The 21,751-nt window shown below is 63.2% G+C and carries 19 protein-coding genes; 3 read left to right on the forward strand and 16 right to left on the reverse strand.

Features of this window, described 5'->3' with window-relative positions; translation table 11 throughout:
• Nucleotides 1-14: 14 nt before the first annotated feature.
• The 3 genes from rpoD to rpsU form a co-directional block, all read right to left on the reverse strand.
• Nucleotides 15-1,865: an RNA polymerase sigma factor RpoD gene (gene rpoD, locus E8E91_RS05135; RefSeq protein WP_280374882.1), complete on the reverse strand. Its 1,851-nt coding sequence runs from the start codon at nt 1,863-1,865 to the stop codon at nt 15-17.
• Nucleotides 1,866-1,932: 67 nt separating this feature from the next.
• Nucleotides 1,933-3,927, reverse strand: a complete 1,995-nt coding sequence (gene dnaG / locus E8E91_RS05140; RefSeq protein WP_280374883.1) for a DNA primase — start codon at nt 3,925-3,927, stop codon at nt 1,933-1,935.
• 178 nt (nt 3,928-4,105) lie between these two features.
• A complete protein-coding gene (gene rpsU, locus E8E91_RS05145; RefSeq protein WP_003085057.1) occupies nt 4,106-4,321 on the reverse strand; it encodes a 30S ribosomal protein S21 in 216 nt (71 codons plus the stop codon).
• Between the two features lie 206 nt (nt 4,322-4,527).
• Here rpsU and tsaD point away from each other — a divergent pair, with 206 nt between their 5' ends.
• Nucleotides 4,528-5,553: a tRNA (adenosine(37)-N6)-threonylcarbamoyltransferase complex transferase subunit TsaD gene (gene tsaD / locus E8E91_RS05150; protein ID WP_280365826.1), complete on the forward strand. Its 1,026-nt coding sequence runs from the start codon at nt 4,528-4,530 to the stop codon at nt 5,551-5,553.
• A gap of 30 nt (nt 5,554-5,583) precedes the next feature.
• Here the strand turns inward: tsaD and plsY are convergent, their stop codons facing one another.
• On the reverse strand, nt 5,584-6,153 hold the full coding sequence (gene plsY, locus E8E91_RS05155) for a glycerol-3-phosphate 1-O-acyltransferase PlsY (protein WP_280374884.1): 570 nt from the start codon (nt 6,151-6,153) through the stop codon (nt 5,584-5,586).
• Nucleotides 6,154-6,204: 51 nt separating this feature from the next.
• On the opposite strand from plsY, the gene folB reads away from it, so the two are divergent.
• Nucleotides 6,205-6,558 (forward strand): dihydroneopterin aldolase, encoded by a 354-nt coding sequence (gene folB / locus E8E91_RS05160; RefSeq protein ID WP_151131518.1) that lies wholly within the window; start codon nt 6,205-6,207, stop codon nt 6,556-6,558.
• Nucleotides 6,549-7,091, forward strand: coding sequence for a 2-amino-4-hydroxy-6-hydroxymethyldihydropteridine diphosphokinase (gene folK, locus E8E91_RS05165; protein WP_190834502.1), 543 nt, complete (start codon nt 6,549-6,551; stop codon nt 7,089-7,091). The genes folB and folK overlap by 10 nt, the downstream gene beginning before the upstream one ends.
• Here folK and E8E91_RS05170 read toward each other — a convergent pair.
• The 12 genes from E8E91_RS05170 to E8E91_RS05225 all read right to left on the reverse strand — a co-directional run bounded on the left by E8E91_RS05170 (nt 7,064) and on the right by E8E91_RS05225 (nt 21,709).
• Nucleotides 7,064-8,296, reverse strand: coding sequence for a multifunctional CCA addition/repair protein (locus tag E8E91_RS05170; RefSeq protein ID WP_280374885.1), 1,233 nt, complete (start codon nt 8,294-8,296; stop codon nt 7,064-7,066). The two genes, folK and E8E91_RS05170, sit on opposite strands and share 28 nt — an antisense overlap.
• A gap of 32 nt (nt 8,297-8,328) precedes the next feature.
• On the reverse strand, nt 8,329-8,838 hold the full coding sequence (locus E8E91_RS05175) for a DUF4136 domain-containing protein (RefSeq protein WP_280374886.1): 510 nt from the start codon (nt 8,836-8,838) through the stop codon (nt 8,329-8,331).
• Between the two features lie 63 nt (nt 8,839-8,901).
• Nucleotides 8,902-10,467 carry a SpoVR family protein gene (locus E8E91_RS05180; protein WP_280374887.1) on the reverse strand — a complete coding sequence of 522 codons (1,566 nt, stop codon included), beginning with the start codon at nt 10,465-10,467 and terminating at the stop codon, nt 8,902-8,904.
• 13 nt (nt 10,468-10,480) lie between these two features.
• Nucleotides 10,481-11,752: a YeaH/YhbH family protein gene (locus tag E8E91_RS05185; RefSeq protein WP_151131523.1), complete on the reverse strand. Its 1,272-nt coding sequence runs from the start codon at nt 11,750-11,752 to the stop codon at nt 10,481-10,483.
• A 98-nt stretch (nt 11,753-11,850) separates the two neighbouring features.
• Nucleotides 11,851-13,773 carry a PrkA family serine protein kinase gene (locus tag E8E91_RS05190; protein ID WP_280374888.1) on the reverse strand — a complete coding sequence of 641 codons (1,923 nt, stop codon included), beginning with the start codon at nt 13,771-13,773 and terminating at the stop codon, nt 11,851-11,853.
• 287 nt (nt 13,774-14,060) lie between these two features.
• Nucleotides 14,061-14,390 (reverse strand): thiosulfate sulfurtransferase GlpE, encoded by a 330-nt coding sequence (gene glpE / locus E8E91_RS05195; RefSeq protein ID WP_280374889.1) that lies wholly within the window; start codon nt 14,388-14,390, stop codon nt 14,061-14,063.
• Nucleotides 14,383-15,210 carry a symmetrical bis(5'-nucleosyl)-tetraphosphatase gene (locus tag E8E91_RS05200; RefSeq protein ID WP_280365840.1) on the reverse strand — a complete coding sequence of 276 codons (828 nt, stop codon included), beginning with the start codon at nt 15,208-15,210 and terminating at the stop codon, nt 14,383-14,385. Before E8E91_RS05200 ends, glpE begins: the two co-directional genes overlap by 8 nt.
• Nucleotides 15,211-15,220: 10 nt before the next feature.
• Nucleotides 15,221-15,601: a Co2+/Mg2+ efflux protein ApaG gene (gene apaG / locus E8E91_RS05205; RefSeq protein ID WP_280374890.1), complete on the reverse strand. Its 381-nt coding sequence runs from the start codon at nt 15,599-15,601 to the stop codon at nt 15,221-15,223.
• 31 nt (nt 15,602-15,632) lie between these two features.
• Nucleotides 15,633-16,439 carry a 16S rRNA (adenine(1518)-N(6)/adenine(1519)-N(6))-dimethyltransferase RsmA gene (gene rsmA, locus E8E91_RS05210; RefSeq protein WP_280365844.1) on the reverse strand — a complete coding sequence of 269 codons (807 nt, stop codon included), beginning with the start codon at nt 16,437-16,439 and terminating at the stop codon, nt 15,633-15,635.
• 123 nt (nt 16,440-16,562) lie between these two features.
• Nucleotides 16,563-17,561 (reverse strand): 4-hydroxythreonine-4-phosphate dehydrogenase PdxA, encoded by a 999-nt coding sequence (gene pdxA, locus E8E91_RS05215; RefSeq protein WP_280374891.1) that lies wholly within the window; start codon nt 17,559-17,561, stop codon nt 16,563-16,565.
• 73 nt (nt 17,562-17,634) lie between these two features.
• On the reverse strand, nt 17,635-18,927 hold the full coding sequence (locus tag E8E91_RS05220) for a peptidylprolyl isomerase (RefSeq protein WP_280365848.1): 1,293 nt from the start codon (nt 18,925-18,927) through the stop codon (nt 17,635-17,637).
• Nucleotides 18,908-21,709, reverse strand: a complete 2,802-nt coding sequence (locus tag E8E91_RS05225; RefSeq protein ID WP_280374892.1) for an LPS-assembly protein LptD — start codon at nt 21,707-21,709, stop codon at nt 18,908-18,910. Before E8E91_RS05225 ends, E8E91_RS05220 begins: the two co-directional genes overlap by 20 nt.
• Nucleotides 21,710-21,751 lie beyond the last annotated feature (42 nt).

Consider the following 21,751-nt stretch of genomic DNA (forward strand, 5'->3'; position numbering starts at 1 on the left):
GTTCTCGTATCGCTTTACTCGTCGAGGAAGGAGCGCAGGTGCTCGCTTCGCGACGGGTGACGCAGCTTGCGCAGCGCCTTGGCTTCGATCTGGCGGATACGCTCGCGGGTCACATCGAACTGTTTGCCGACTTCCTCGAGGGTGTGGTCGGTATTCATGTCGATGCCGAAGCGCATGCGCAGGACCTTGGCTTCACGGGCAGTGAGGCCGGCCAGGACTTCGCGGGTGGCTTCCTTGAGGCTTTCCACGGTGGCCACGTCGATCGGGGACTGCATGGTGCTGTCCTCGATGAAGTCGCCCAGATGCGAGTCTTCGTCGTCGCCGATCGGGGTTTCCATGGAGATCGGCTCTTTGGCGATCTTCAGTACCTTGCGGATCTTGTCCTCAGGCATTTCCATGCGCTCGCCAAGCTCTTCCGGAGTGGGCTCGCGGCCCATTTCCTGCAGCATCTGACGGGAGATGCGGTTGAGCTTGTTGATGGTCTCGATCATGTGCACCGGAATACGGATGGTGCGTGCCTGGTCGGCGATCGAGCGAGTGATCGCCTGACGGATCCACCAGGTGGCGTAGGTCGAGAACTTGTAGCCGCGACGGTATTCGAACTTGTCCACCGCCTTCATCAGGCCGATGTTGCCTTCCTGGATCAGGTCGAGGAACTGCAGACCGCGGTTGGTGTACTTCTTGGCGATGGAGATCACGAGACGCAGGTTGGCCTCGACCATCTCTTTCTTCGCCCGGCGAGCCTTGGCTTCACCGATGGACATGCGGCGGTTGACGTCCTTGATCTCGTTGACGGTCAGTTCGACCTCGTTCTCGAGATCCACCAGCTTCTGCTGGTTGCGCTTGATGTCGTCCACCAGCTTGCCGATGGCTTCGGCGTACTTCGCCTTGCCCTTGGCCAGGCCGTCGGCCCAGTCGAGGTCGACTTCGTTGCCCGGGAACAGGCGCAGGAAGTCGGCACGCGGCATGCGGGCGTCACGCACGCAGAGCTGCATGATGGCGCGTTCCTGGCCGCGGACGCGGTCCAGGGCGCTGCGAACTTTTTCCACGAGGACGTCGAACTGCTTCGGCACCAGCTTGATCGGCATGAAGAGCTCGGCCAGGGCCAGCAGCTCCTCGGTAGCCTGCTTGCTGTCGCGGCCGTGCTTCTTCAGGGCCTTCTTGGCCTTGTCGAGCTGATCGGAAACCGCGGTGAAGCGGCGCAGTGCCTCTTCCGGATCCGGACCGCCGTCGCCTTCTTCCTCTTCGTCGCTTTCGCTTTCTTCGTCCTCGTCTTCGTCCTTGTCCTTGGCCGAAGCGGAATCGTCCTTCAGCTCAACGGGTTCGACTTCCTCGGCCGGCAGGGTGCCGTCATCCGGGTCGATGTAACCGCTGAGAACGTCGGACAGGCGGCCACCTTCGCTGGTGATCCGCTGGTATTCGGCGAGGATGCCGTCGACAGCGCCGGGGAAGTGGGCGATGGCGCTCATCACTTCGCGGATGCCTTCCTCGATACGCTTGGCGATTTCGATTTCGCCTTCGCGGGTCAGCAGCTCCACGGTACCCATTTCACGCATGTACATGCGCACAGGGTCGGTGGTGCGGCCGATATCGGTTTCCACGGCAGCCAGAGCGGCGGCGGCTTCTTCAGCTGCGGCTTCGTCGGTGTCGGCTTCGGCCAGCAACAGGGCATCCGCATCCGGGGCACTCTCGAATACGTTGATCCCCATGTCGTTGATCATGCGGATGATGTCTTCCACCTGTTCCGGATCGGAAATATCCTCCGGCAGGTGGTCGTTGACCTCCGCGTAAGTCAGGTATCCCTGCTCACGGCCACGGGCGATCAACTCTTTGAGGCGAGACTGCTGTTGCGCTTTTCCGGACATAGCACCCTATCCACTTAAGGTCTTGGCGGGCTGAAAACAAGCCGAGGATTATACCTGATCCGGGGCCTCACGCGCCAGTTGAGGTCGGAGTCAGTGGAGACGTGTTGCGGCTGAGAAGGTCGCGCAGCTGATCTTTTTCCTCTGCGCTGAGTTCGCTTTGCCGTGCTTTCCGCAGCAGATTTTCCAGGCGGCGTTCCCGCTGGCGAGCCGACAACCTAGTTATAGTGTCGAAAAACTGTTGTTCAAGGTTGTCATCGGAAATCAGCCATTCCTTCTCCGCCAGAGCTCGTAGCAGACGGCCCTGATCGGTGCCGTGCCAGCGGGCGATCAACTGCAGCGAACGCAGTTTCGGATTCTTCTGCACGGCTTCCACCAGCGACACCATGAGCTGCGCGTAGGTGTCGTCTTCAGCGGCGAAATGGCTGGCATCTTCCACTTTCTGCGCAAGTGAAGGATGGTGGAGCAAGGTCCGTAGCGCGGTGAGCGTGGGGGATTCCACCTTCACTTCGGTGCGAGGCGGGCGATTGAAATCATCGCGCCCCTGCTTGTTCCACTTTTTGCCGTCTTTCTTCCAGTTTTCCTTTTTCCAGCCTTCCTTGCGCTTCTCGTCCTTCTGCCAGTTGCCTTGCTGCGCGGCCGGCTGTGCGAAGTATTGCGAGTGGTCAGGCTCGTACTGCTGGTCGTCGTAGCCGGAGAAGCCTTCGTAGTAGGAATCTTCCGGGTAGCCTTGGTTATCGTGGCTGACGCTCGGGGCGGCGCTGCGGGCGAACTGGCCGAGGGCTTCGCCGTTGAGGCCGGTGATTTCGGCCAGTCGCTGGCGCATCAGCACCTTCAGGTTGGCACCTGGGATTCGCTCGATCAGCGGTGCGGCCAGGGTGGCCAGGTGGGCCTTGCCTTCCAGGGAGGTCGGATCGGCTTCCTGGGTCAATTGCTGGAAGAAGTAATCGGCCAGCGGCTGGGCGTGCTGGGTAATGCGGGCGCGGAAGGCGTCAGTGCCTTCCTTGCGGACCAGACTATCCGGGTCTTCGCCTTCGGGCAGGAAGAGGAAGCGCGCGCGGCGGCCGTCTTCCAGCCCCGGCAGGGTGGCTTCCAGGGCGCGCCAGGCGGCCTTGCGTCCAGCCTGGTCGCCGTCGAAACAGAAGAGAATGTTCGGCACCAGGCGGAACAGGCGGCGGATGTGCTCTTCGCTGGTGGCGGTGCCCAGGGTGGCGACGGCATTGCGCAGGCCTTGCTGGGCCAGGGCGATGACGTCCATATAGCCCTCGACCACCATGATTTCGTCGAGGTTTCGGTTGTGTTTGCGCGCCTCGAACAGTCCGTAGAGTTCCTGGCCCTTGTGGAAAACCGGGGTCTCCGGGGAGTTCAGGTACTTCGGCTTGTCGTCGCCGAGCACGCGGCCGCCAAAGGCGATGATGCGTCCGCGGCTGTCGCGGATAGGGAACATCACCCGGTCGCGGAAGCGGTCGTAGCGCTTGCCGGAATCGCTGTTTTCGATCAGCAGGCCAGCATCGATCATGTGCTTTTGCTGCAGGCTGTCGCCGCCCATGTGCTTGAGCAGGTTGTCCCAGCCGGGCGGGGCGAAGCCGAGGCCGAAGTCGCGAGCGATTTCGCCGGTCAGGCCGCGTCCTTTCAGGTATTCGACGGCGGCCTTGCGGGTCGGGTGCTGTTTCAGCGCGTGGCGGTAGTAATCCGAAGCGGCGGTGAGCAGTGCGTAGAGCGGGGAGTCAGTTGGCTGGCGAGGGCCGCTGCTGCGTCCACCTTCTTCTCTCGGAACATCCAGGCCGGCGCGTTTGGCCAGTTCCTCGACCGCCTGGGGAAAGTCCAGGTGGTCGTGGTCCATGATGAAGCCGAGGGCGTTGCCACCGGCGCCGCAGCCGAAGCAGTAATAGAACTGCTTGTCCGGACTGACGCTGAAGGAGGGGGTCTTTTCGTTATGGAAGGGGCAGCGTGCGCTGAAGTTCTTGCCGGCCTTTTTCAGCTGCACGCGCGCGCCGACCACTTCGACAATGTCGGTGCGGTTCAGCAGGTCGTCGATGAAGCCTTGGGGGATCAGGCCAGCCATAGGGTGCTCGGGACGCAGGGAGGCTCAAAGCATACTCGCGCCCAGAGGCGAGAGTCTTGAGCTGGAAAGCAAAAAACTCCGCCATTCGCCTAGGCGAAGCGGAGTCTCTTGTGTGCCCAACATGCACTCGCCCGGCCGGAGCCGGGCGACGCTTGAGCGTGCTGCGGAGCCTGTTAACTCAGTACAGGCGCTCGCGGCGGCGCTGCTCGCGCTGCACTTTCTTGGCGTGACGCTTGACCGCGGCGGCGGCTTTGCGCTTGCGCTCAGCAGTGGGCTTCTCGTAGAACTCACGGCTGCGAACTTCGGCCAGTACGCCGGCTTTTTCGCAGGAGCGCTTGAAACGACGCAGAGCTACGTCGAAGGGTTCGTTCTCTTTAACTTTGACGGCTGGCATCCAGGTCGTACCTTCATCAATTACCGAATGGTCGACGCATTCCGGCAAAAGTTGGCTCGGTGGCGCGTCGGATTTCAAGGGCTGCGGATATTAACGCCTCAAGGCACGGAATGCAAAGCCTTCAGTCGAAAACCGCTAGTCGGCACAAGGGGCGGCGATTATGATTCGCGCCTTCTTCTTTTACCAGGCCAGAAAGGCTCGTACCCATGCTAGTGCTGGGGTTGGAAACTTCCTGCGACGAAACCGGCGTCGCCCTTTACGACAGTGAGCGTGGCCTGTTGGCCGACGCGCTGTTCAGTCAGATCGACCTGCACCGGGTCTACGGCGGCGTCGTACCCGAGTTGGCCTCCCGCGATCACGTCAAGCGCCTGCTGCCGCTGCTGCGCGAGGTGCTGGAAGAGGCCGGTCGCAAACCCGAAGACATCGATGGCATCGCCTATACCGCCGGCCCCGGCCTGGTAGGCGCGCTGCTGGTGGGGGCTTCCTGCGCCCAGGCCCTGGCCTTCGCCTGGGGTGTGCCGGCACTCGGCGTGCACCATATGGAAGGCCACTTGCTGGCCCCCATGCTGGAAGAGCAGCCGCCGCAGTTCCCGTTCGTCGCCTTGTTGGTGTCCGGCGGCCACACCCAGTTGGTGCGGGTGGATGGCATCGGTCGTTACCAGTTGCTTGGTGAGTCGGTGGACGACGCCGCTGGCGAAGCCTTCGACAAGACCGCCAAGCTGATCGGCCTCGGCTACCCCGGTGGTCCGGAGATCGCCCGCCTGGCCCAGAGCGGCACGCCCGGTCGCTTCACCTTCCCGCGGCCGATGACTGATCGTCCCGGTCTGGATTTCTCCTTCAGCGGCCTCAAGACCTTTGCCCTCAACACCTGGCAGCAGTGCCGCAATGCTGGGGACGACGGCGAGCAAACCCGTTGCGACATCGCTCTGGCCTTCGAACAGGCGGTCGTGGACACTCTCACCATCAAGTGCAAGCGCGCCCTCAAGCAGACCGGCCTGAAGCGTCTGGTGATCGCCGGCGGCGTCAGTGCCAATCAGTCGCTGCGCCAGTCGTTGGGCAAGATGCTCGGCGATATGAACGGCGATGTGTTCTATGCGCGGCCGCGTTTCTGCACCGATAACGGCGCGATGATCGCTTATGCCGGCTGCCAGCGTTTGCTGGCGGGGCAGCAGGATGGTCCGGCGATTGGTGTGCAGGCGCGCTGGCCGATGGAGCAGCTTCCCGCTGTCTGACGGCGGGTTGGGCCGATTTCATTCAGTCGATCAGAAATGCCGTTCGCGTCCAGCGAAAAGGTCGCGTAGATTGCCGCGATGGCGCCAGACGATGAGCCCGGTCAGCACGGTCATCGGCAGGAGCGCGCCGGGTTGCTGCCAGGCCAGTAGTGGCAGGGTCAGCGGCGTGGCAATCAGCGCTGCCAGTGAGCTGGTGCGGGTCAGGTGGAAGGTCAGCAGCCAGACGCAGATGGCCAGCAGCGCGGCCGGGGGATAGAGCCCCAGCAGCATGCCGGCGGCGGTGGCGACGCCCTTGCCGCCACGGAAGCGGAAGTACAGGGGATAGAGGTGCCCGAGCACCGCGGCAAGGCCGATCCAGGCCTGTTGCTGGATGTCGAAGCCGCAGTAGCGGGCGACCAGCACCGGCAGCAGGCCTTTGAACAGGTCGCCGAGCAAGGTCAGGATCGCCAGCTTCTTTCCTGCCACCCGCAGCATGTTGGTGGCGCCAGGGTTGCCGGAGCCCTGGGCACGCGGGTCGCCCGTGCCGAACAGACGGCTGAGCAGAATGGCGAAGGACAACGATCCGAGCAGGTAGGCGAGAGTCGCCAGCAGCCAAAACATGGTATCCATTCCGGGGCGAGGAAGTCCCGATTCTAGCGGGGCAGCACTGACGTGGACACGGTTTTCATCGAGGGTCTGGAAGTCGACACCGTAATCGGTGCCTATGACTGGGAGCGCAGCATTCGCCAGTGCCTGCGCCTGGACCTGCAACTGGGCTGGGACAACCGCCCGGCCGCCGAGGGCGATGACCTGGACAAGGCGCTCGATTACGCCGCCGTATCCCAGCGCATTCAGGCCTTCGCTGCCGAAGCACAGTTCCTCCTGGTGGAAACCTTCGCTGAGCGCCTGGTGGCCGTACTGATGGCCGAATTCAACATCCCCTGGGTCCGCCTGAAGTTGCACAAGCCTGGCGCAGTCGCCGCGGCCAGCAGCGTTGGCGTGGAGATCGAGCGCGGATGTCGCTGACTACTATCTACCTCGGCCTCGGCAGCAACATCGAGCGCGAGCGCAATCTCACCGCCGGGCTCGAAGCCCTGGCCGGCTTCCTTCAGGACATACGCTGTTCGGCGGTGTTCGAGAGCCTGCCCGTTGGTATCAAGAGCGGGAATTTCTTCAATTTCGTGGTGGTCGCCCGCACTGACCTGTCGCTCCACGAGCTGGATCGCCGGCTCAAGGAAATCGAGGCTGACAACGGCCGCTACGCGCCGGGCCGCAAGGGCCTGCCGCTGGACATCGATGTGCTGCTGTATGGCGACCGCGTGGGCAATTTCGATGGCCTGATCCTGCCGCGTCCCGAGGTGTTGAAGAACGCCTTCGTGCTCTGGCCCCTGGCGCTTCTGGCTCCCGAGGTGCTGCATCCGGGAGAGCACCGCTCCTTCGCTGAGCTGTGGCAGGGTGCCTCCATCCAGCAAATGCTCTGGCCGGCTTCGTTCTCGTGGCGGGGCGCCGATTTGACGCCCGCCGAGCTGATTCAGGCCTTCCCGCAGCCTTCCTTGTAAGCCTTCAGGGCCTTGAGGCGCTCACCCTTGAGCGCTTCGCCCAGTTCGGCGCCCTTCAATCCCTTCTCCAGCAGCGGCTGCACCGTCACCGCGCGGGCGGCCGCAGCTGCGCCTAGCAGGTACGCGGCCTGGGGATAGTCGCGCTGTTCCAGGCCGGTGCGGCCGCGGGCATCCATTTCGCTGGCGGCGACGAACTCTTCGAAGCGCTGCGGCCGGCGGTAAACATCGAAGCTCTGCAGCAACTCCAGCAGGGTGGTCGGACGGAGTTCCAGCGCGCGATGGGCATGGGTGTGGTACTCGCCCACCAGCAGTGCCAGTTCCTGGCAATCCCGGGGTACCTTGCAGCGCTCGTTCACCGCCTTGATCAGCTTCAGGCCGCGCTTTTCGTGGGCGATGTGCTGCGGCCACTCATCTTCCGGGGTCAGGCCCTTGCCCAGGTCATGCAGCAGACAGGCCCAGCGCACGGCGAGCGGCTGCTGGTGTTCCGCACATTGGCGTAGCACCGCCAGCACATGGATGCCGGAATCCACCTCGGGATGGTGTTTCTCCGGCTGTGGCACGCCGAACAGACGGTCCACCTCGGGCAACCAGGCGGCGAGGGCGCCGCAGTCGCGCAGCACCTGGATGAACACATCCGGGCGCGGTTCCATCAGGGCGCGGGAAACTTCCTTCCAACTGCGTTCAGGTGTCAGGGCGTCCAGTTCGCCAGATTCGGCAATCTGTCGCATCAACACCATGGTTTCCTCGGCGACCGTGAAGCCCAGCGGCGCATAACGCGCGGCGAAGCGCGCCACGCGCAGTACGCGCAGGGGGTCTTCAGCGAACGCGGGGGAGACATGGCGCAGCACGCGGGCTGCGAGGTCCTTCCGGCCGCCGTAGGGGTCGATCAGGTTGCCGTGGTCGTCCTCGGCCATGGCGTTGACGGTGAGGTCGCGGCGGATCAGGTCCTGTTCCAGGGTCACATCCGGGCTGGCGTAGAAGGTGAAGCCACCGTAGCCGCGGCCGCTCTTGCGCTCGGTGCGCGCGAGGGCATATTCCTCGCCGCTCTGGGGGTGCAGGAACACCGGGAAGTCCGCACCCACCGGGCGGTAACCCTGCTCCAGCATTTCTTCGGCCGTGGCGCCGACCACTACCCAGTCGTTTTCGATCGCCTCGCGGCCCAACAGACGGTCGCGTACCGCACCGCCCACTCTGTATATCTGCATGGCTTGCCTCCGTGGCTGCGGAGGATAGCAGCCTAGCGAGCGGCAGGGACCTGGGCGACCAGCGCGCGCACGGCGCTTTCCAGCAGCTCGGCGCTGTCCCAGGAGGGGCTGAGGCCGGTGCTGGCCAGGCCTTCCCAGAGTACTTGGCCGGCGGGGTCGGTCAGGCGCAGGCGCAAGGTGCCGGTTTCGTCGTGCAGCCGGTGGATGGCCTGGTACGGGCCGAGGGGGCTGGGCGGCGCCTGGTTGACCTTGAATTCCAGCGGCTGGTCATTCACCGCCAGCCAGTAGTAGACGCGCACCTGGGCGTCATTGGAGTCGCGATATCCGCGTCCTTCCAAGGCCTGGCGGATCAGTGGGCCGAGCTGGGCGTAGCGCTCCGGGTAGGGTAGTTGGCCATCTACCGCCTGTTCCGGCGAGACCAGCTGGAAGCTGTTGCGCCCTGCCAGTTCGGCCGTGGCGGGTTGCAGGATGCGGACCTGCGGAATGGGCGTGGAGCAGGTGGCCAGGGCCAGGCACAGCAGCAGGACGAGGAACAGGCGCATCTGAGGGCGGCTCCCATTGGGGGAACCGCATGCTCGGCGCGGGCCGGGCATGCGGTCAACCGATCAAATGGGTGGAATGATCAGGTCCAGGCGCGGGTATTCCCCGTCCTCAGTGCGCTCCCCCTTTGGGGGGACATGATGGCTCCCTGTTATCTGCTCGCCGTAGCGGGTTTCCAGGTGGATATCGAAGCCCCAGAGGCGATGCAGGTGCTTGAGCACTTCATCGGTCGACTCACCCAGTGGCTTGCGGTCGTGCTGCTGGTGACGCAGGGTCAACGAGCGGTCGCCGCGGCGGTCTACGCTCCAGATCTGCACGTTGGGTTCGCGGTTGCCGAGGTTGTACTGGGCCGCCAGGGTCTCGCGGATCAACCGGTAGCCCTGTTCGTCATGGATGGCCGGGACGTACAGCTCGTCCTTCTGGTCGTCGTCGAGGATGCTGAACAGCTTGAAGTCGCGGATCACCTTGGGCGAGAGGAACTGCAGGATGAAGCTCTCATCCTTGAAGCTGTTCATGGCGAACTTGAGGGTGGACAGCCAGTCGCTGCCGGCGATGTCCGGGAACCAGTACCGATCCTCATCCGTGGGCTCCTCGCAGATGCGGCGGATGTCGCGGTACATGGCAAAACCCAGGGCGTAGGGGTTGATGCCGCTGTAATAGGGGCTGTCGAAGGGCGGCTGGTAGACCACGCTGGTGTGCGACTGCAGGAACTCCATCATGAAGCCGTCGGTGACCAGGCCCTCGTTGTACAGGTCGTTGAGGATGGTGTAGTGCCAGAAGGTGGCCCAGCCTTCGTTCATCACCTGGGTCTGGCGCTGTGGGTAGAAGTACTGGGCGATCTTGCGCACGATGCGCACCACTTCCCGTTGCCAGGGTTCCAGCAGCGGCGCGTGCTTCTCGATGAAGTAGAGGATGTTTTCCTGCGGTTCGGCGGGGAAGCGCTGGTTGTCTTTCTCGCCGCCCTTGCCGCTGCCCTTGGGAATGGTGCGCCAGAGGTCGTTGATCTGTTTCTGCAGATGCTCCTCGCGTTCCTTCTGCCGGCGCCGCTCTTCCTCGGCTGAAATGGGGTAGGGGCGCTTGTAGCGGTCCACGCCGTAGTTCATCAGGGCGTGGCAGGAGTCCAGCAAGTCTTCCACGGCGTCGATGCCATGGCGCTCCTCGCACTGGGCGATGTACTGCTTGGCGAACACCAGGTAGTCGATGATCGAGCTGGCGTCGGTCCAGGTGCGGAACAGGTAGTTGCCCTTGAAGAAGCTGTTATGGCCGTAGCAGGCGTGGGCGATCACCAGCGCCTGCATGGTGATGGTGTTTTCCTCCATCAGGTAGGCGATGCAGGGATCGGAGTTGATCACGATCTCGTAGGCCAGGCCCATCTGACCCCGCGAATAGCCCTTTTCGGTGGCGAGGAAGTGCTTGCCGTAGGACCAATGGTGATAGCCGATGGGCATGCCGACCGAAGCGTAGGCATCCATCATCTGCTCGGCGCTGATCACTTCGATCTGGTTCGGGTAGGTGTCCAGCGCGTAGCGCTCGGCGATCCGGCTGATCTCGCGGTCATAGGTGCGGATCAGGTCGAAGGTCCATTCCGACCCTGTTGAAATGGGCTTGCGTTCCTTCTTGCTGGCAGTCATTTCACGCCTCCCCTCAGGTCACGAGCCTGCGCTGGAACAGCTCGCGGAACACCGGGTAGATATCCGCCGCCGAGACGATCTGCTGCTGGGCGAAGGTGTCGGCGAACGTATCGCAGACCTGTTCGTACTCGTACCACAGCGCCTGGTGCTCGCGCGGGGTGATCTCGACGTAGGTGTAGTACTGCACGAACGGCATGATCTGCTTGATCAGGATATCCCGGCAGATGGGTGAATCGTCGTTCCAGTTGTCGCCGTCCGAGGCCTGGGCGGCGTAGATGTTCCATTCGTTGATGGGGTAGCGCTCGGCCATGATCTCCTGCATCAGCTTCAGCGCGCTGGAGACGATGGTGCCGCCGGTTTCCCGGGAGTAGAAGAATTCCTCCTCGTCCACTTCGCGTGCGCTGGTGTGGTGGCGGATGAACACGACCTCGATCTTGTCGTAGTTCCGCTTGAGGAACAGGTACAGGAGGATGAAGAAGCGCTTGGCGATGTCCTTGGTGGCCTGGGTCATGGAGCCGGAGACGTCCATCAGGCAGAACATCACCGCCTTGGAGGACGGATTGGGTTGCTTGACCAGCAGGTTGTACTTGAGGTCGAAGGTGTCGAGGAAAGGAACGCGTTCGATTCTGGCGCGAAGCCTCGCGATTTCCGCTTCAAGTTCCTGGATATCGCCGAAATTGTCCGGCTCCTCGCGCTTCAGGCGCTCCAGTTCCTCCTTCGCTTCCTTCAGCTTGCCGCGGCTGCTGCCCGACAGGGCGATGCGCCGCGCATGGGCCGAGCGCAGGGTGCGGACGATATTGATCCGCGACGGGTTGCCTTCGTTACTGATGCCGGCGCGCACGGTCTTGAAGGTGTCGGCGCCGGTGAGGTGACGTTTGACCAGGTTGGGCAGTTCCAGGTCCTCGAACATGAAGTCGAGGAATTCTTCCTGCGTGATCTGGAAGACGAAGTCGTCCATCCCCTCGCCCTGGTTGCTGGCCTTGCCGCCACCACGTCCACCGCCGCCGCCCTGGGGACGGGGGATGCGGTCACCGGTGGTGAATTCCTTGTTGCCGGGGTGGACGATGGTCTGCCGGCCACCACGACCATGGTGCAGGACGGGTTCGTCGATATCGCGGCCGGGGATGCTGATCTGTTCGCCATGCTCCATGTCGGTGATGGATCGGCGACTGACGGCCTCCTCCACGGCCTTCTTGATGTGGTCGCGGTAGCGGCGCAGGAACCGCTGGCGGTTCACCGTGCTCTTGTTCTTGCCGTTCAAACGCCTGTCGATGACGTAGCTCATATACCCCTCCGGGGAGCTTCAGGCTGCAAGGCACGGAGGACGCCGCGTGTAACGGCGCCTCCGGCGTGCATGTTCCAGGCTTGCAGCTTGAGACTGTTTTACTGCGACTTGCGTACCCGCAGGTACCATTCGGACAGCAGGCGTACCTGTTTCTCCGTATAGCCGCGCTCGACCATGCGTTTGACGAAGTCGTTGTGTTTCTGTTGCTCCTCCTTGCTGCCCTTGGCATTGAAGCTGATGACCGGCAGAAGGTCCTCGGTGTTGGAGAACATCTTCTTCTCGATGACCACGCGCAGCTTCTCGTAGCTGAGCCAGCTCGGGTTCTTGCCGTTGTTGTTGGCCCGGGCGCGCAGCACGAAGTTGACGATCTCGTTGCGGAAGTCCTTCGGGTTGCTGATGCCGGCCGGTTTCTCGATCTTCTCCAGTTCCTCGTTCAGGGCCACACGGTTGAGGATCTCGCCGGTTTCCGGGTCGCGGTATTCCTGGTCCTGGATCCAGAAGTCCGCGTAGAGCACGTAGCGGTCGAAGATGTTCTGGCCGTATTCGCTGTAGGACTCCAGATAGGCGGTCTGGATTTCCTTGCCGATGAACTCGATGTAGCGCGGCGCCAGGTATTCCTTGATGTAGCGCAGGTAGCGCTCGCGCATTTCCGCGGGGAACTGTTCCTGCTCGATCTGCTGCTCCAGCACATAGAGCAGGTGCACCGGGTTGGCCGCGATTTCGTGGGGGTCGAAGTTGAACACCTTGGAGAGGATCTTGAAGGCGAAGCGGGTCGACAGGCCGTTCATGCCCTCGTCCACGCCTGCCGCGTCGCGATACTCCTGGATCGACTTGGCCTTCGGATCGGTGTCCTTGAGGTTTTCGCCGTCGTAGACGCGCATCTTCGAGTAGATGTTGGAGTTCTCCGGCTCCTTCAAGCGGGACAGTACGGAGAACTGCGCCAGCATGCGCAGGGTGTCCGGGGCGCAGTGGGCGTGGGCCAGGGAGCTGCTGACCAGCAGTTTGTCGTAGATCTTGATTTCGTCGGTGACGCGCAGGCAGTAGGGCACCTTGACGATGTAGATCCGGTCGATGAAGGCCTCGTTGTTCTTGTTGTTACGGAAGCTGTGCCATTCCGATTCGTTGGAGTGGGCCAGGATGATGCCGTTGAACGGCAGTCCGCCCAGGCCCTCGGTGCTGTTGTAGTTGCCTTCCTGGGTGGCGGTCAGCAACGGGTGCAGGACCTTGATCGGCGCCTTGAACATCTCGACGAATTCCATCAGGCCCTGGTTGGACCGGCACAGAGCGCCCGAATAGCTGTAGGCATCGGCGTCGTTCTGCGGGAACTCCTCCAGCTTGCGGATATCCACCTTGCCCACCAGCGCGGAGATGTCCTGGTTGTTCTCGTCGCCCGGCTCGGTCTTGGCAATGGCGACCTGGTTGAGGATCGACGGATACAGCTTCACCACACGAAACTTGCTGATGTCCCCGCCCAGTTCGTTCAGACGCTTGGTGGCCCAGGGCGACATCACGGTACGCAGGTAGCGCCGCGGAATGCCGTATTCCTCTTCAAGAATGGCGCCATCCTCATCGGCGTTGAACAGCCCCAGGGGCGATTCGAACACCGGCGATCCCTTGATCGCATAGAAGGGCACACGCTCCATCAACTGCTTCAGCTTTTCCGCCAGGGACGATTTACCGCCACCCACCGGGCCTAGCAGATAGAGGATCTGTTTCTTCTCTTCCAGGCCCTGCGCAGCATGGCGGAAGTAGGACACGATCTGGTCGATGCACTCTTCCATGCCGTGGAAGTCGGCGAAGGCCGGATAGCGGCGGATTACCTTGTTGGAGAAGATCCGCGACAGCCTCGGGTCGACCGAGGTGTCGAGCAGTTCCGGGTCACCGATGGCCATGAGCATACGTTCGGCGGCGGTGGCGTAGGCGCTGCGGTCCTGCTTGCACAGGTCCAGGTATTCCTGAAGGGAATATTCCTCCTGGCGAGTCGCTTCGAAGCGTTGTTGGAAGTGGCTGAAAATGCTCATGACGTCACCTCGCTGGGATCAGGAAGCCGGCGCGGGGTCGGTTGTGCGGGTGCGGGCAGTCAGCCGAAGAAGGCCGGCTGATGAAAGTCCCCCAGAACACCTGAATGGTCGCTGCCGATGGCCCGGAACCGGTGTACCGGCTCTCCCCTTTTTTGGATGGCCTGAGCTAAGAGTAGTTCGTTATCGGCAACGTCAAGCGTGACGGAACGATAACAGGGGATTACCGTCCGTCGGGGAAGTGGCGCCAAGCCAGAGATAGCGCGGCGTTGCGCCTCGCCGAAAAAATTTTACTCGACGTTGCCCTGGGCGACTTCCCCGGGATAGACGCTGCGCCACAGTTCGAATCCGCCGTCGAGGCTATAGACCTCGGAGAAGCCCTGATGGGCGAGATAGGCGGCCGCGCCTTGGCTGGAGTTGCCGTGGTAGCAGGCGACGATCAGCGGTTTGTCGAAGTCGGCTTTGGCGATGAAGTCGGCCAGGGAGTGGTTGTCCAGGTGGTGCGCTCCGCTGATGTGCCCAAGGGCAAAGCTCTGCGGGTCGCGGATGTCCACCACCACGGCGCCCTGTTCGCGCAGGGGCTGGGCCTGTTCGGGGGCGATGCGCTGGAATTCACTCATGGCGGTTCTCCTCACAGCTGCAGCTGATGCGCTCGCCGCTGTCGATATTCAGTAGGGTCATGGTGCCGCCCCAGACACAGCCGGTGTCGAGGGCGTATAGGCCGGGTTCATTGCAATTGCCTTCCAGCGCCGCCCAGTGGCCGAAGATGATCTTCTGCCCACGGGTCTTGCGCTCGGGGTAGCTGAACCAGGGGGCGAAACCGGGGGGCGCGGTATCCAGGCCCTCCTTGGACTTGAGGTCCAGGGTGCCGTCGGCGCGGCAGAAGCGCATGCGGGTGAAGTAGTTGGTGATGACCCGCAGGCGCGTGACGCCGTGCAGGTCGCCGTCCCACTTGGCCGGTTCGTTGCCGTACATGCCATCGAGGAACAGCGGCAGGCGGGCGTCGTCCTGCAGGGCTTCCTCGACTTCGGCGGCGCGCTTGAGGGCCTTCTTCAGAGACCACTGGGGCGGAATCCCGGCGTGGACCAGGGCAATGTCCCGCTGCTCGTCGTAGTGCAGCAGCTTCTGTCGGCGGAGCCAGTCCAGCAACTCGGCGCGGTCCGGCGCTTCGAGGATCTCGCGCAGGGTATCGGCCTTGCGCAGTCGTTCGATGTTGTTCGCCGCGGCCAGCAGGTGCAGGTCGTGGTTACCGAGAACGCAGACCACCGATTCGCGGATGGAATAAAGGAAGCGCAGGGTCTCCAGGGACTTGGGGCCCCGGTTGACCAGGTCGCCCACCAGCCAGAGTTCATCCTTGGCCGGATCGAAGCGGACCTGTTCCAGCAGGCACTTCAGTTGATCGAGGCATCCCTGGAGGTCGCCGACCGCATAAGCCGTCATGCCGGTGTCCTCAGTGCAGCGAGCCGGGAACGGCAAGGCGGAAGGGGGCGATGATGGCGTCGAAGCGTTTGCCGTCGTCAGCGAGCATCTGGTAGCTGCCCTGCATGCTGCCGACGCGCGTGGCCATCACGGTACCGCTGGTGTAGGTGTGGCTGGCGCCCGGGTCGATTCGCGGTTGCTGTCCGACCACGCCGGCTCCGCGTACTTCCTGCACATGGCCATCGCCATCGGTGATCACCCAGTGGCGGGTGAGCAGTTGGGCTGGCAGCTCGCCATTGTTCTGGATGGTCACGGTGTAGGCGAAGGCAAAGCGGTTCTCGTCCGGCTGCGATTGTTCCGGGAGGAAGCGGGTGGCGACGCTGACGTCGACCTTGTAACGGGGATCGGACACGCGAAAGTTCTCGAATTGCTGGAATTGGAGTCTAGGGGGTCGCGCTGGAGGCAGCCAGTTGATCGGCCAGGCGGACAAAGGCAGCCAGGTCGAGTTGCTCGGGACGCAGCCCGCCGTCGACGCCTGCGGCTTCGATGGCGGAAGCGTCCAGCAGGCCCTTCAGCGTATTGCGCAGGGTCTTGCGGCGCTGGTTGAACGCCTCGCGGACTACGCGCTCCAGCAGGGCGGGATCCTTGGCCGGGTGCGGCAGGACTTCGTGGGGGACCAGGCGCACGATGGCCGAATCTACCTTGGGCGGCGGATTGAAGGCGCCCGGGCCGACGTTGAACAGGTGTTCCACGCGGCAGTGGTACTGAACCATGATCGACAGCCGGCCCCAGTCGCCGCCGCCGGGTTCGGCGGCCAGGCGCTCCACTACTTCCTTCTGCAGCATGAAGTGCATATCGCGGATCAGGTCCGCATGGCTCAGCAGGTGGAAGATCAGCGGCGTGGAGATGTTGTACGGCAGGTTGCCCACCACCCGCAGGCTGTGGGGTTCGGCGTCGAGTTGGCGGAAGTCGAACTTCAGCGCATCGCCCTGGTTGAGGCGGAAGTTCGGCAGAAGTCCGAACTTGTGCTTCAGGATGGGGATCAGGTCCAGGTCCAGCTCGACGACGTCGAGCTGGGCGCCGCTGGCCAGCAGACCTTCGGTGAGTGCGCCCTGGCCCGGCCCGATCTCCAGCAGGCGCTCGCCCGCGCGGGCATGAATGCTGCGCAGGATGCGGTGGATGATGCCGGCGTCATGCAGGAAGTTCTGGCCGAAACGCTTGCGCGCGCGGTGTTGGTAGTGTTCGGACATCGAAGGCTCCAGGCCTTGGGGCCAGGCTGGGAGCCTGGCGTGGAAACTTGAGTCGCGCAGTTTATCAGGCGCCAGCCCGCGCCGCCTAAGGCTTGGCCGCGAAAGCGGCGCGGGATGGTCGCTTTATCGAAGGGCTTGTTGCGCCGCGGCCATCTGATAGGCGGTTTCCAGGGCGACTTCCAGGCTGCCGCAGTCGATGCGCCCGGTGCCAGCCAGATCCAGGGCGGTGCCATGATCCACCGAGGTGCGGATGATCGGCAGACCCAGGGTGACGTTCACCGCCGCGCCGAAACCCTTGTACTTGAGCACGGGCAGCCCCTGGTCGTGGTACATGGCGAGCACGGCATCGCAATGCTCCAGATGCTTGGGGGTGAACAGGGTGTCGGCGGGCAGCGGGCCGATCAGGTTCAGCCCCTCTTCGCGCAGACCTTCGAGCGTCGGCTCAATGATTTCCAGTTCCTCCCGGCCCAGGTGGCCGCCTTCGCCGGCGTGGGGATTGAGGCCGCACACCAGGATGCGCGGTTGGGCGATGCCGAACTTGTTCACCAGGTCTGCATGAAGGATGCGGCTGACGCGCTGGAGCCGGTCGGGCGTAATGGCGGCGGCGACATCCTTGAGGGGCAGGTGAGTGGTCACCAGGGCCACGCGCAGGCCACGAGTGGCCAGCATCATCACCACTTGCCGGGTGGCGGTCAGGTCGGCGAGAAATTCGGTGTGGCCAGAGAAGGCAATGCCGGCCTCGTTGATCACGCCCTTGTGCACAGGGGCTGTGATCATCCCGGCGAACAGCCCGTCAAGGCAGCCCTGGCCGGCGCGGGTCAGGGTTTCCAGCACATAGTCGGCGTTCTCGGTCTCCAGTTGGCCTGGCTTGGCCATGATTCGCAGGGGCGTGTCCCAGACGTAGAGACTGCCAGCGGGGGCCGGGGTATCCGGCAGGCGGGATGGATCGGTCTCGATCAACTGGACCGACAGGCCCAGTTCGGCGGCGCGCTGCTCGAGCAGGTCGCGGCTGGCGATGGCAATCAGGGCGTGGGGCTGGGCGGAGCGGGAGAGTAGCAGGCAAAGGTCGGGGCCGATGCCAGCGGGTTCACCTGGGGTGAGGGCGAAGCGGAGAGGTTTCATTGCGGGTCCTTGCGTGGTGTCCAGCGCGTTGGCGGTGATTGTACCGCCAGCGCGCTGGACTGGACCCAGCGACTTACAGCTTGGTTTCGACGTAGGCTTCGTCGCGGATCTGGCGCAGCCAGGCCTGCAGTTCTTCGTCGTACTTGCGGTTGCGCAGGATGTTGATGGCCTGCTGTTCGCGGAATTTCTCGCTGCTGTCGGTGGCGCGGCGGCCCAGCACTTCCAGGACATGCCAGCCGTAGGGGCTCTTGAACGGCTTGGAGAGCTCGCCGGCAGGGGTCTTGGCCATGACCGCGCGGAATTCCGGAACCAGGGCGTTGGGGTCGATCCAGTTCAGGTCGCCGCCGTTGAGGGCCGAACCCGGGTCTTCCGAGAAGCTCTTGGCCAGTTCGCCGAAGTCTTCGCCGGCCTGGATGCGCTCGTACAGACGCTCGGCCAGACGCTGGGTATCCGCTTCGCTGCGAATTTCGCTGGGCTTGAGCAGGATGTGGCGGACATGCACTTCGTCGCGAACCAGGGTGTCGCCACCGCGCTTTTCCATCAGCTTGAGGATGATGAAACCGCCCGGGGTGCGGACCGGTTCGGTTACCTGTCCAGGCTGCAGGGCGCCGATCATGGCGTCGAAGGGCGGCGGCAGCTGGGCGGCTTTGCGCCAGCCGATCTCGCCGCCTTCCAGCGCGGTTTCGCCAGCGGAGCGGGAAATCGCCAGCTGGGCGAAGTCGGCGCCTTGCTGCAGCTGCTGGTACAGCTCCTGGGCCTGGCGCTCGGCGGCCTGGATGGTGCTCGGCGAGGAGCCTTCCGGTACCGGGATCAGGATGTTGGCCAGGCGGAATTCCTCGGACAGCTGGATCTTGCCCATGTCGGAAGCGAGGAAGTTCTGCACTTCCTGGTCGGTGACCTGGATACGCTCGGCCACACGACGCTGACGGACGCGGCTGATGACCATTTCGCGGCGAACCTGATCGCGGGCGTCGTCATAGGACAGGCCATCGCGGGAAAGGGCGCTGCGGAACTGGTCGACCGTCATGCCATTGCGCTGGGCGATGGCTTCGATGGCCTGGTTCAGTTCTTCGTCGGCGATACGGATGCCGGAGCGGTCGCCGATCTGCAGCTGAATGTTCTCGATGATCAGGCGTTCCAGCACCTGCTGGCTCAGCACATGCTCGGGCGGCAGCGAGGCACCGCGCTTGGCGATGGTCTGCTGCACTTCACGCAGACGCTGGTCCAGCTGGCTCTGCATGATCACATCGTTATCGACAATGGCGACCACGCGGTCGATGGAGCGGACCTCGGCGTGCGCGAGGCCGCCGAGGAGAAGGGCGCCCAACAGCAGCGGGCGCAGACAATCAGAGAGCTTGGTCTTCACGTTCACGGTAACCTTGAATGCCTTTTTCCAGGAAGCCTTCGGCCTTGTTGCCAACGATGCCGCCGAGGCCCTTCAGGACGATTTGCAGGAAGATCCCGCGGTCGCCGCTTTCGTTGGTCGTGTCGGGGGTCTGGTCGAACTCGTCGTAGTCCACCCAGTAGCGATTGATCAGGCGCAGCTTCCAGCAGCAGCTGTCGTACTCGAAGCCACCGAAGGCTTCCAGGGTACGGTCACGGTTGTAGTCGTACTGCCAGCGAGCAATGGCGCTCCATTGCGGGACCACCGGCCAGATGACCGAGAAGTCGTGCTGGCTGATCTTGTAGTAGTCCTTGATGAAGCCCGGCGTGCCAGGGGTCCCGAAGTCGCCGCCACCTACGTTCCAGGTACCAGTGGACTGGTCGAAGCGGATGGTGTCGTTGCGGTAGCGATAACCGGCGTTGACCACCTTGTTCGGATTGTCTTCAGGCTGGTAGTGGAACATCGCGCTGCCGGAGCGGGTGCGATGGGTATCCGGATCCCAGTTGAAGTCCGAATTGATGCGCCAATCGCGGTTGAAGCGGTACATATACTCCAGCGCGTACGGGGAAACTGAGGAAGTGTAGTCTGCACGATCCTTCATTGGGGATGTGCCTGGTTGACCACTGAAGCTGTCCGGCAGGGTCACTTCGCGGTCTTTGAAGTAGAATGCTTGGCCGATGCTGAAGCGTTGGCGCTCAAAACCATTCGACTCGATCCAGCGATTAGTGGCTCCCAGGGAGACTTGATTGGCGTCGCCAATACGGTCGCGGCCGGAGAAACGGTTGTCACGCCACAGCGACGAGTAGCTGAACGTGGGCTCGCCCGTATCGAACAGCGGAATGTCGGTCTGATCCTCCTCCGGTACGTAGAGGTAGAACAGACGTGGCTCCAAGGTCTGTGTGTAGTTCTTGCCAAATAACTGGGTCTTGCGGTCGAAATAGAGGCCGCTGTCGAGGCTGTAGATCGGTACTTGGCGATCCTGGCTGCCGTGGAAAGTTTGCTCCGCGAATAGCGTGCTCTTGCCGCGCTGGTCCAGGTCGAGGTCGTACTGGGTATAAGCGTACTTGACTTGCGGCTTGACGTAGCCCCAGGTCCAGTTCATCGGCAGGCCGACGCTTGGCTCCAGATGGGTACGATCACCATTGGCACGGGCCAGGCCGCGAAGGTTGTTGTCGTTCCACGGAGAAGTGACGCCATCGATATCGGAGAACAGGCCGTCGCGCAGGTTACGGTCGAAACGCACAAACTCGGTTTTATAGGCGAAGTTCAGACCAGCCGGTTGGAAGGGCAGCGCGCCGTCCAGGGTGATCTGCGGCAGGCGATCATACGGAGTGATGTCCGTGATGGTCGCCAGTTCGTACGCATGGGCGTTCAATCTCGCGGTGTAGGTATCGCCGCGGTAGGTGAGGGTACCGCGCTGGTTGACGTAGGTGGGGGTGTCCACACCCAGGTCGGTGTCCAGGTCGTCAAAGTAGTACGGGTCGCTGATGTCGGTGTAGTCGACTTCGGCCAGCAGGCGGGAGTCCAGGCCACCGGTGTGTTTCCAGTTGTACAGCCAGCGCTTCTTCTCGTACTCGGACATGAGCTTGCGCTCGTCTTCCTCATCGTTGAGGTAGGCGGCGCCAAGCTGGCCCTCGCTGCTGTGGGTCAGGTAGCGGAACTCGCCTTCCATCAGCAGGCCGCGCTTGGACATGTAGCGCGGGTACAGGGTGGCGTCGTAGTTCGGCGCCAGGTTGAAGTAGTACGGGGTGACCAACAGGAAGCCGGTGTCGCTGCTGCTGCCGATGGTCGGCGGCAGGAAGCCGGATTGGCGACGGTCGTCGATCGGGAAATAGATGTACGGGGTATAGAACACCGGAATGTCCTTGACCCGCAGGGTGACGTTGGTCGCGGTGCCGAAACCGGTGGCCGGGTTCAGCTTGATGTTGTTGCCCTTCAGGTGCCAGGCGTTGTCACCCGGTTCGCAACGGGTGTAAGTACCGTCTTTCAGGCGGATGACCGCGTCTTCCTGGCGCTTGGCGTACAGCGCGCTACCGCGGGTATGCGACTGGTGCAGGACGTACTCGGCGTTGTCGATCTTGGCTTCGCCGTTGTCCAGTTGCAGGTCGGCGTGGTCACCGACCACCAGGGCACCGTTGTCGCGCAGCTTGACGTTGCCGACCAGCTCGCCACGGTTTTCGGCCTGGTGCAGTTTGGCTTCGTCGGCCTCCACCTGCATGCTGCCCTGGCGCAGGACGACGTCACCGGCGAGGGTGGCGATCTGCTTCTCCTGCTCGTAGCGCGAGGCCTTGGCGGAGATGTAGGTCGGCGCATCTTCCGGCGAAGTGTCGTCGTTGATGCCCGGGCGCGGCGGCTCGATATAGGCGCCGGCGCAATAGGGGCCGGCTTCGGCCAGTTGCGCGGCGGTGAGCTTGTCGCGCGGCACCCAGTCGAGGTGACTGTAGTCGGCGCTGCGGGATGCCAGGCCCTTGCCTTCGGTCTCGGTGACCAGAGTCGGCTTGCCGCCCTCGGCTTCACCGCCTTCGGTGGCCTGGGGCGCGACGCCAATGGTCGAGCTCACGGCGCTGTCGCTGTGTACCGGGCGTGGCGGCAGGCTCTCGGCGCTGGCCTTGGGCGCACAGGCCCAGCCGCCAGCAGTGGAAGCCTTGCAATCGAACTGCTCTGCGGCGACGACGAACGAGGTGGCTACTGGCTGGAGGGCCAGCAGGCTGCCGGTCACCAGCAGGGGGAACTTTCTACGAAACGCGGGGGATCTTACTGCCATCTTATTAGTCCGGGCTTCCTGCGCGCCTTCGGCCCGCTGGGC

The sequence above is a fragment of the Pseudomonas sp. BN515 genome (assembly GCF_029873155.1).
Lineage (GTDB): Bacteria > Pseudomonadota > Gammaproteobacteria > Pseudomonadales > Pseudomonadaceae > Metapseudomonas.

Bases quoted from the DNA above. Each gene is read 5' to 3' on its own strand.
- E8E91_RS05190 (WP_280374888.1), bottom strand. From the start codon at position 13,773: ATGAGCATTTTCAGCCACTTCCAACAACGCTTCGAAGCGACTCGCCAG.
- pdxA (WP_280374891.1), bottom strand. From the start codon at position 17,561: ATGAAACCTCTCCGCTTCGCCCTCACCCCAGGTGAACCCGCTGGCATC.
- E8E91_RS05175 (WP_280374886.1), bottom strand. From the start codon at position 8,838: ATGCGCCTGTTCCTCGTCCTGCTGCTGTGCCTGGCCCTGGCCACCTGC.
- plsY (WP_280374884.1), bottom strand. From the start codon at position 6,153: ATGTTTTGGCTGCTGGCGACTCTCGCCTACCTGCTCGGATCGTTGTCC.
- E8E91_RS05180 (WP_280374887.1), bottom strand. From the start codon at position 10,467: ATGACTGCCAGCAAGAAGGAACGCAAGCCCATTTCAACAGGGTCGGAA.
- rsmA (WP_280365844.1), bottom strand. From the start codon at position 16,439: ATGTCCGAACACTACCAACACCGCGCGCGCAAGCGTTTCGGCCAGAAC.
- rpoD (WP_280374882.1), bottom strand. From the start codon at position 1,865: ATGTCCGGAAAAGCGCAACAGCAGTCTCGCCTCAAAGAGTTGATCGCC.
- folK (WP_190834502.1), top strand. From the start codon at position 6,549: ATGTCGCTGACTACTATCTACCTCGGCCTCGGCAGCAACATCGAGCGC.
- E8E91_RS05200 (WP_280365840.1), bottom strand. From the start codon at position 15,210: ATGACGGCTTATGCGGTCGGCGACCTCCAGGGATGCCTCGATCAACTG.
- rpsU (WP_003085057.1), bottom strand. From the start codon at position 4,321: ATGCCAGCCGTCAAAGTTAAAGAGAACGAACCCTTCGACGTAGCTCTG.
- glpE (WP_280374889.1), bottom strand. From the start codon at position 14,390: ATGAGTGAATTCCAGCGCATCGCCCCCGAACAGGCCCAGCCCCTGCGC.
- E8E91_RS05225 (WP_280374892.1), bottom strand. From the start codon at position 21,709: ATGGCAGTAAGATCCCCCGCGTTTCGTAGAAAGTTCCCCCTGCTGGTG.
- tsaD (WP_280365826.1), top strand. From the start codon at position 4,528: ATGCTAGTGCTGGGGTTGGAAACTTCCTGCGACGAAACCGGCGTCGCC.
- dnaG (WP_280374883.1), bottom strand. From the start codon at position 3,927: ATGGCTGGCCTGATCCCCCAAGGCTTCATCGACGACCTGCTGAACCGC.
- E8E91_RS05185 (WP_151131523.1), bottom strand. From the start codon at position 11,752: ATGAGCTACGTCATCGACAGGCGTTTGAACGGCAAGAACAAGAGCACG.
- E8E91_RS05170 (WP_280374885.1), bottom strand. From the start codon at position 8,296: ATGCAGATATACAGAGTGGGCGGTGCGGTACGCGACCGTCTGTTGGGC.